The sequence below is a fragment of the Brevundimonas sp. UBA7534 genome (assembly GCF_002479325.1).
Lineage (GTDB): Bacteria > Pseudomonadota > Alphaproteobacteria > Caulobacterales > Caulobacteraceae > Brevundimonas.
The window spans coordinates 1-4,400 of sequence record NZ_DLMO01000103.1; the positions used below are offsets into that span (position 1 = coordinate 1).

General features: G+C 72.7%; 5 protein-coding genes and 1 pseudogene. 3 read left to right on the plus strand and 3 right to left on the minus strand.

What is annotated here, in order from left to right:
* Together B2U11_RS07900 and lepB are read left to right on the plus strand one after the other, a co-directional pair.
* On the plus strand, positions 1–390 hold a 390-nt coding region (locus tag B2U11_RS07900), incomplete at its 5' end, for a leucyl/phenylalanyl-tRNA--protein transferase (RefSeq protein ID WP_292070963.1).
* Between the two features lie 80 nt (positions 391–470).
* Positions 471–1,226: a signal peptidase I gene (lepB, locus tag B2U11_RS07905; protein ID WP_292070964.1), complete on the plus strand. Its 756-nt coding sequence runs from the start codon at positions 471–473 to the stop codon at positions 1,224–1,226.
* Here lepB and B2U11_RS07910 read toward each other — a convergent pair.
* The 3 genes from B2U11_RS07910 to B2U11_RS07920 are packed head-to-tail and all read right to left on the minus strand — an operon-like array spanning position 1,223 to position 2,613.
* Positions 1,223–1,552, minus strand: coding sequence for a hypothetical protein (locus B2U11_RS07910; RefSeq protein ID WP_292070965.1), 330 nt, complete (start codon positions 1,550–1,552; stop codon positions 1,223–1,225). The two genes, lepB and B2U11_RS07910, sit on opposite strands and share 4 nt — an antisense overlap.
* 6 nt (positions 1,553–1,558) lie before the next feature.
* A complete protein-coding gene (locus B2U11_RS07915) occupies positions 1,559–2,224 on the minus strand; it encodes a DUF2155 domain-containing protein (protein WP_292070966.1) in 666 nt (221 codons plus the stop codon).
* Positions 2,221–2,613, minus strand: coding sequence for an NADH:ubiquinone oxidoreductase subunit NDUFA12 (locus tag B2U11_RS07920; RefSeq protein WP_292070967.1), 393 nt, complete (start codon positions 2,611–2,613; stop codon positions 2,221–2,223). The genes B2U11_RS07915 and B2U11_RS07920 overlap by 4 nt, the downstream gene beginning before the upstream one ends.
* A gap of 206 nt (positions 2,614–2,819) precedes the next feature.
* Between B2U11_RS07920 and B2U11_RS07925 the strand changes: the two are divergent.
* A pseudogene (locus B2U11_RS07925) lies at positions 2,820–4,400 on the plus strand (TSCPD domain-containing protein); the annotation flags it as partial.

Genomic DNA, 4,400 nt, shown 5'->3' on the forward strand with positions numbered 1-4,400 from the left:
AACGGCCCCATCCGACGCCTGTACGGCGCCCTGCACGCCCAGGGCTTCGTGCATTCGATCGAGTGCTGGCGGGATGATCGGCTGGTCGGCGGCCTGTACGGCGTGTCGCTGGGCGGCGCCTTCTTCGGCGAGAGCATGTTCAGCCGCGAACGCGATGCGTCCAAGGTCGCCCTGGTGCATCTGGTCGCCCGCCTGCGAAAGGGCGGATGGACCCTGCTGGACACGCAGTTCCTGACAGACCACCTCAGCCAGTTCGGCGCGGTGGAGACGCCGCAGGCCGCCTATCTGCGCCGTCTGGCGCCTGCCCTGAAGGTGCGGCCGGACCAGACGGCCCTGTTCGCCCCGATGAGCGGCGCGGAAGCGGTGGCGACCGCCCTGGCCGCGCCCTGAAGACTGTCCGGACACGTTTCTTCGCCTGTCCGGACACGACCGCGCTGGCCTGAACGGACGATGCGGCGCCGAATGGGGACATGGACCGACCCTCCCCCGCCCCGACCGATCGCCGCCACCAGACGCTGGACACGATCCGCTTTCTCGTCGCCGGACTGGCGCTAGCGCTGATCGTCCGCATCGTGGCGGTGCAGCCCTTCACCATTCCGTCCTCCTCCATGGAGCCTGGGCTGGTGACAGGCGACTACATCGTGGTGTCCAAGTTCGCCTATGGCTGGAGCACGGCGTCCCTGCCGTTCGATCCGCCGATGCGGCCGGGCCGTCTGATGGGGCGCACGCCGGCGCGCGGCGACGTCGTGGTGTTTCGTCGGCCCAGCGATACGAGCCAGGTCTGGATCAAGCGGGTCATCGGTCTGCCAGGCGACACGGTGCAGGTGCGCGGCGGCCAGGTGTTCGTCAACGACCGCGCAGTTCCCCGCACGGCGCTGGGCCGGGCGCGCGACCACGACGCCCCCGACCGGCAGGTGACGATCGTGCGCGAAACGCTGGACGACGGCCGCAGCTATTCGACCTACGACCGCAGTTTCGGCCAACCGGACGACGATACGCCGGCGTTTCGCGTGCCCGCGGGGCAGTTGTTCGTGATGGGCGACAATCGCGACAATTCGCTGGACAGCCGGTGGCCGGGCGCGGTCGGCGTGGGACTGCTGCCGGCGGAGAATCTGATCGGGCGGGCGGAGATCGTGCTGGCGTCGTGGGAGCCGGGCGCGAGCCTGATCAAGCCCTGGACCTGGTTGAAACTGCAGCCCGACCGGCTGCTGCGGCCCATCCGTTAGCGCGGGCGGAATTCGTCGAAGGTCAGAAGGCCGTCGTGGTCGCGGTCCAGGCGGTCAAAGGCGGCGCGGGAAGGCGACAGGGCCTGGGCCAGGGCGGGAACGGCGGCGGCGCCCAGGGCCAGGCCGACGCCGGCGGCCAGCGCCATTCGCCGCCAGGACCGCGATCGCTCGGCGGGACGACGCACGCGCGCGTCGATGGCGCGTCGGATCGCTTCGGAGGCCGTCAGCCCCTCGGCCCGGCACAGGGCCATGAAGGCGGTCTTGTCGGCGTGGGACAGGCGGAACTCGACGGTTTCGCTCTTCTTTGCAGAGGGTTTGGCCGCCATCGTCCCCTAGTCCTTACAACCCACCACCCAGGCGTCGTAATTCGGGTTCTGCAAGCCCGAGACGGCGGGCGAGGAGGCGAACATCCAGCCGCGGAAAATCTGGCGCGCGTCGCCCTGGTTCCGGGACGCCAGAGACACGTCCAGATAGGCGATGGAGTCCTGGGTCAGCTCATCGGGCGTCGAGACCTCGCAGGCGCGCGCTGCGACGATCAGATTGCGATTGAAGCGGACGGGACGGCCGCCGACCTCGACCTCGAACTTCATGGTCTCGGCCGTGACCTTGTCGATGGCCTGGACGACGGCGAACTTGCGCCGTTGACGCCGCGCCGGGACCTCGGGCTGGTCGATGGCCTTTTCGGCGGCGGGCGCTTCGTCCTCGGTCTCGGCCTCCACCGCCTGTTCGACTGCGGCGTCCTGGGCCACGACGACGACAGGCGGCGGCGTCACCGGCACCGGGCTGGCGGGCGCGGGCGACGCGGCGGGCGGCGCCTCCACCGGTGCGGGAGGCCGCGTCGCCGGCGCGGTGGCGCGCAGGGCGTCGCCAATGGGGTCGCCGGACTGGACCGGCCGGGCGTCGCGCGGCGCGTCTTGCAGGACGCTGGCGGTCACGGCGCCCGCGCTCAGAACGGCGGCCAGGGCCGCCCCGCCCAGCAGGAGGCGGTTCAGCCTCACTCGGGGCTCCAGGCTTCGTAGTCGCCGGTGGCGGCCGGGCGCTTGGCGTCGGCGGCCAGCGACCCTTGAGGACGCCAGGCCATCGGCGTGCCGGTCAGGTTCGGCAGATGCGGCTTTTCCCAGGCGCGACGCGGCAGCGGCGCCACCGTCGGCGGCTCGGCGAAGGTGTAGCGCAGCCAGCCGTGCCAGTCGGGCGTGACCTTGGAGGCGTCGGCGTAGCCGTTATAGACGACCCAGCGGCGACGGCGGCCGTCATAGCTGACGTTGTCGCGGCTTTCGTAATACTTGTTGCCGAACTCGTCCTCGCCGACCAGCTTGCCGCGTTTGGCGATGGTGAACAGGGTGCCGATCGTGGCGCCGTCCCACCATCCGAAAATCTTGCTCAGCACGTCGTCACATCCACGCAGAAACGGCCGCGGCGGGAGTCTCCGGCGGCTGGCGCGATCATAGAAACCCGCGTCCGCTTCGTCCAGCGCCGAGGGGCGTGACGGGGCATCGATATCTTGTGGGAAACCCTAGTTCAGACCACCACATATATTGGATCGCCGTCGCATTCACCGTAGTTTGCCCTGAAAGCCTCTCGGGGAGACGCCGCATGCGCATTCAAACCGACTTCGCCGCCCTGGCCGACCGAGTCGCGATGGAGACCCGCGTCATCGAGCGCGGCGGCGCCCTGCGCGAGATCGAAACGCCCGCCGGCTGGACCGACGCCCAGGTCGAGGCGTGGCTGGACTGGGCGCCGGTCGAGGGGCAAGGCGGCTGGCTGGACGGCGTGGTCGACGCCTGGGCCGAGCGCCTGGCCGCCCGGGGGCGCGACGCTGGCGTGTTCGCCGAAGCCGCCGACGCCCAGGCCTTCGCCGCCGGCCTGTCGGGGGCGATCCGTCTGGGCCTGGTCGCGCCGACCGACCCGCGCCCGGCGACCGCGACGACCGACCTGTCCGACCCCGCCGCGGAGACGGTGCTGGACCAGGCGCGGGCGGCCCGCGCGGCGACGCGTCTGGGCGTCCAGGCGGCCGAGGCATTGGCCGAGGCGCTGAACGCCGTGGCCGACGCGGTGGACCGCTGCGAAGGCCCCCGCGGCGACTGCGCGGACCCGCAACGGAACCCGGCGCTGGCGCGGGCGGCGGGCCTGGCGCGGCGATGCGGCGCCGCCGACGCGGACATCCTGCGCGCCGCCGACGGCGAACGGACCGCCCTGTTTCTGGAGCCGAGGGCCGAGCCCGCGCCGATGATCGCCCTGGCCGACCGGGCGCGGATCGCGGCGGGCGCGCCGGAAACGCTGGCGGCGGCCCGCGCGGCGCTGGACGGCGGCCTGATCGTGACCTTCGACCCGCGCGACGCCGAGGCCCTGGCCGCGCCCGGCGTCGCGGTTCTGCTGAACCTGGGCGCGGCGGTCGAGTTGGGCGGCGAGGCGGCCGAGGCCGTGGTCGCGGACCTGGCCCGGCTGGCGGTTCTGGCCGCGGACCTGGAGAGCGAAACGCCGAGCGCCGTCGCGTTGGGCCTGGACGGCCTGCTGTCGGCCGCCGGCCCCGAACTGGACAGGGACGCGGTCGCCGGCCTGGCGGCCCTGGTCGCGGCGGCGGCGGCCGAGACCTCGGCGACCCTGGCGCGGACGCGCGGGCCGGCGACCGACTGGGATGCGATGCAGGACGAGGCGCTGGACCTGCTGAAGGCGCGGCGCAACCTGCTGAAGACTCTGCAGGGGGCCGCCGCCGCGACGGCTGGATCGATCTTGAACGGCCTGGGCCGCGCCCGCCGCCCGCGCCGGCACGCCGCCATCGGCCTGTTCGTCCAGAACGCGGAGACGCGGCTGCGACTGGGCCTGGGGGCGACGCGCGCCGTCGACCGCTTCCAGACCGTCGACGGCGAGATCGGGCGCAGGCTGCATCCGGTGCTGGCCCGCGCCGTCGAGGCGGCCGGGGGCGACGTCGAGGGGGCCGAGCGGTGGCTGTTCGGCCGACGCACCCTGGTCGAGGCGCCGGGCCTGGATCACACGGCGCTGCGGGCGCTGGGCTTCACCGACATCGAACTGGCGGCGGTGGAAGCGGCCCTGGCCGAGGCCGACAGCTTCGACACCGTCTTCACGGCGCCGGTGCTGGATCCCGGCTTCATTCGCGACGTGCTGGGATTGGAGGACGGCGACGGGCCGCTGCTGACCCTGCTGGGCGTGTCCGAG

Coding starts and splice junctions, on each gene's coding strand:
- B2U11_RS07910 (WP_292070965.1), bottom strand. CDS start 1,552: ATGGCGGCCAAACCCTCTGCAAAGAAGAGCGAAACCGTCGAGTTCCGC.
- lepB (WP_292070964.1), top strand. CDS start 471: ATGGACCGACCCTCCCCCGCCCCGACCGATCGCCGCCACCAGACGCTG.